The sequence below is a fragment of the Hyphomonas sp. genome (assembly GCF_040882205.1).
Lineage (GTDB): Bacteria > Pseudomonadota > Alphaproteobacteria > Caulobacterales > Hyphomonadaceae > Hyphomonas.
Window position 1 is genome coordinate 1 of the sequence record NZ_JBBEBT010000358.1, and the last position, 3,643, is coordinate 3,643.

At 65.8% G+C, this 3,643-nt stretch carries 4 protein-coding genes; all 4 read right to left on the minus strand.

Annotated features, from left to right (window positions below; all coding sequences use genetic code 11):
* Window positions 1-310 (minus strand): DNA-processing protein DprA (locus WEA77_RS15560; RefSeq protein WP_368068782.1); only part of this gene is annotated, 310 nt, incomplete at its 3' end.
* A gap of 226 nt (window positions 311-536) precedes the next feature.
* Entirely contained in the window at window positions 537-1,157 is a 621-nt protein-coding gene (plsY, locus tag WEA77_RS15565; protein ID WP_368068783.1) for a glycerol-3-phosphate 1-O-acyltransferase PlsY, read from the minus strand.
* Between the two features lie 71 nt (window positions 1,158-1,228).
* Window positions 1,229-2,509 (minus strand): dihydroorotase, encoded by a 1,281-nt coding sequence (pyrC, locus tag WEA77_RS15570; RefSeq protein WP_368068784.1) that lies wholly within the window; start codon window positions 2,507-2,509, stop codon window positions 1,229-1,231.
* A complete protein-coding gene (locus WEA77_RS15575; protein ID WP_368068785.1) occupies window positions 2,506-3,453 on the minus strand; it encodes an aspartate carbamoyltransferase catalytic subunit in 948 nt (315 codons plus the stop codon). The genes pyrC and WEA77_RS15575 overlap by 4 nt, the downstream gene beginning before the upstream one ends.
* Window positions 3,454-3,643 lie beyond the last annotated feature (190 nt).

Consider the following 3,643-nt stretch of genomic DNA (forward strand, 5'->3'; position numbering starts at 1 on the left):
GACCCCTCCGACGCCTCGGCCACGACCGTGCCCCGGGTGAGGCCGGTGATGATCCTGTTGGGCCGGGGCAAATCCTGCGCCCGCGCTCCTTTATCCTGCCGGGCTTTTCGGAGCCGATCAGGCCTGGCTCGGCGATTTCCCGGTAAAGGCGCTGATCCTGCGGCGGATAGATATGTTCGGCGCCGCCGCCGAGCACGGCCACGGCGTGCCTCGCGGCGCTCGCCGCACGCGCCTCGCCGTCAATGCCGGGCGCGGTGCCCGGGACGGTGACCAACCCCGCCCTTCCGAGATCGGCGGCCAGGCCGCGCAATCTTGCGCCCCGCCGCAGAGGCTTGCGCGCGCCTATGCGCTGCGCCGCGGCAATTTAATCCGGGGGCCCTTGCCCATACGGCTCGTTATTTCGGGTAGAACGGTGAGCGCCTCGGCGCGATTGGCGAACCGCTAAAGCAGATGCGCGAAAGTCTGGAGGCAGATAGTCGGTGTACGGACGCGGCTGACCCATTCGCGGCATTCATCGTCGCTGAGCCGTCGCAGTCTCATGCATCCGACTTGGATTTCGCTGTGCCGAAGCGCGGCTCAGTGCCTTTCAGGAGGCGGCCAAGATTGGCGCGGTGCGTCCAGAACACGAAGAGGGAAAGCAGCGTGAGACCCGCCAGGATCAGTGGATTGCGCTCGCCCATCAGATAGGTTCCCGGCGGCACGGCCGCTGCCGCCGCCAGCGCCGCGAGCGAGGAAATCCGCGTCAGCGCAAACAGCCCCAGCCAGATCGGCGCCGCAATCACGAGCCCCTTCAGGGGCGTCACGAAAACCAGCAGCCCCGCATAGGTCGCGATACCCTTGCCGCCCTTGAAGTTCAGCCAGACCGGATAACAATGCCCGACAAACGCCGCCGCGCCCGCAATGAAACCCGCTTCGCGCCCGGCGACCAGCGTGAAGGCCAGCGCCGCAAGCCCCGCCTTCAGGCCGTCGAGCAGCAGTGTCGCCAGCGCCAGATCCTTGCGCCCGGTGCGCAGCACATTGGTCGCGCCGATATTGCCGGAGCCGATGGCGCGGATGTCACCGAGGCCGGCGGCCTTTGTAATGACGAGTCCAAACGGGGTCGACCCGGCAAGGTACCCGGCCATCGACGCCAATGCGTAAAATGCCCATTCCGGCATGTGTGGTATAATCCCTGTCCGTCCCTATAGGCTCACGGTTTAAGGGGGCGGAGGATCTGGGGCAAGGCCCCCTACCGCTCGAACACCGTCTTCCCGCCCACGAACGTCCGCACCACGCGGCCCTGCAGCCGGCGCCCATCGAACGGCGAGTTCTTGGAGCGCGAAAGCAGGTGGTCGCGGTCGCAGAGCCAGGGTTTGCCGGGATCGAAGAGGATGAGGTCGGCCGGCGCGCCCTTGGAGATGCGGCCCTGCGGAAGGCCGAGGATAGAGGCCGGGCCGATAGTGACCGGGGCGAGCGCTTCCAGCAGCGTCAGTTCCTCTTCCGCCACAAGCGTCAGCAGGCAGGGCAGCAAGGTTTCCAGCCCTGCCGCGCCAAACGACGCTTCGCCAAACGGCAATCTCTTTTCCTCCGGGGGCTGAGGATCGTGCGCTGATACAACCGCGTCGATGGCGCCTTCCTTCAGCGCGCTGATCAGTGTCTTGCGTGCCTGCTCGGTTCGGAAGGGCGGGTTCACTTTGCAATAGGTAAGATAGTCGCCGACATCCAGTTCGTTGAAGAACAGCGAATGCGCCGCAACCGTGGTGAACACTTTCGCACCGCGCCCGCGCGCAATGTCCACAATGTCCAGAGTGCGCTGCGAGGTCACCTGATCGAGGATGAGCGCGCATCCGGTTTGCTCTGCCAGAACAACATCCCGTGCGGCGCCCAGCCATTCGGCCTCGATGGGGATGCCGGAAAGGCCGTTGCGCGCGGCAAACTCGCCCGTATTCATCACCCCGCCACCGGCGAGCGTGCGGTCATCAGGGCGCGACATGACGAGGGCGCCGCGGCTCGCCGCATAGGTCATTGCGCGCTTCATCACCTGCGCGCTCGCCACCGGCCAGTCGCCATTGGTAAACAGAACGGCGCCCGCCTCGGCCATCAATCCGATCTCGGACATCGCCTCGCCCGCGAGGCCGACCGTCAGTCCGCCTGCCGGATACACACGTGCAAACGCCGTCTCGCGTCCGCGCTCGGCAATGAACTGCACCAGCGCCACATCGTCGATCACGGGCCGCGTATCCGGCATCACGACGAGGCTCGTAATGCCGCCCGACAGCGCCGCGCGCGAGGCTGTCGCCAGCGTTTCCTTCTGCTCCTCGCCCGGCTCGCCGGTCTTGGCGCGCAGGTCGATCAGGCCAGGGGCGAGGCAGAGGCCACGCGCATCAATCGTCTCCCTAGCGTCCTTGAAGGACACGCCCGTCCCTGTACGCAACTCTCTTATCACGCCCTTGTCGATGAGCAGGCCACCCGGCGCGTCCGTGCCGGTCGCCGGGTCCAGCAGGCGGGCATTGACGATCTCGAGGCTCATGTGCGCGCTCCTGCCAGGAGGTGCAGCACCGCTTCGCGCACCGCGACGCCCATCTCCACCTGCTGCGTGATCACCGACCGCTCGCCGTCCGCGATGGAGCTTTCGATCTCGACGCCCCGGTTCATCGGCCCTGGGTGCATCACGATGGCATCCTCCTTCGCCAATGCCAGCCGGTCCGCCGTAAGCCCGAAATAGCGGAAATATTCGCGCTGGCTCGGCAGAAGGCTGCCATTCATCCGTTCCAGCTGCAGGCGCAGCATCATGACGACATCAGCGCCGGGCAGCGCCCGGTCAAAGTCCGTGCCAGCACTTTCAGCGCCCCAGGTGTCCGTACCCGGAGGGATCAGCGTACGCGGCCCGCACAGGTGCACGCGCGCGCCCATCAGATGCAGCGCCATGGTAGTCGAGCGCGCCACGCGGCTGTGCGCAATGTCGCCGCAGATCACGACCTTCAGGCCCTCGATACGCCCCTTGGTACGCCGGATGGTCAAGAGGTCCAGCAGTGCCTGCGTCGGGTGCTCGTGCGTGCCGTCGCCCGCGTTCAGCACCGGACAGTCGACCTTGCGCGAGAGCAGTTTCGCCCCGCCGGACGCCGAATGGCGGATGACCAGCGCGTCCGGCTTCATCGCGTTCAGCGTCATCGCCGTGTCGATCAGCGTCTCGCCTTTCTTCACGCTAGAATTGCCCACCGGCATCGAAACCACATCCGCGCCGAGCCGCCGCGCGGCGATCTCGAAGCTGGACAGTGTCCGCGTCGAGTTCTCGAAAAACAGGTTAACCACGGTCTTGCCGGTCAGTACCGGCGCCGGCCTCAGGCCCGCCCGCGTGGCCTCCGCATAGGTGTCGGCCAGGTCCAATATGTGAGCAATATCAAGGGGATGAAGGCCTTCGATTCCTAGCAGATGATTGTGCCGGAAAGTGTAGTCTGATTGCGCCTCTGCCATGAAGGCCCCTTCGATTTGCGGCGGTTTAGGCGCGATTGCGCCGCCGGGCAAGCCTTCACCCGCCCGCAGACCCGCAATGACATGCGTAAGTTATTCGTCTGCGGCCTTCTTCTTGGCTGGGGCCTTCCTGGCCGCAGGCTTTTTTGCGGCTGGCTTCTTTGCGGCAGCCTTCTTCGGCGCAGCTTTCTTC

Coding starts and splice junctions, on each gene's coding strand:
- pyrC (WP_368068784.1), bottom strand. CDS start 2,509: ATGAGCCTCGAGATCGTCAATGCCCGCCTGCTGGACCCGGCGACCGGC.
- WEA77_RS15575 (WP_368068785.1), bottom strand. CDS start 3,453: ATGGCAGAGGCGCAATCAGACTACACTTTCCGGCACAATCATCTGCTA.
- plsY (WP_368068783.1), bottom strand. CDS start 1,157: ATGCCGGAATGGGCATTTTACGCATTGGCGTCGATGGCCGGGTACCTT.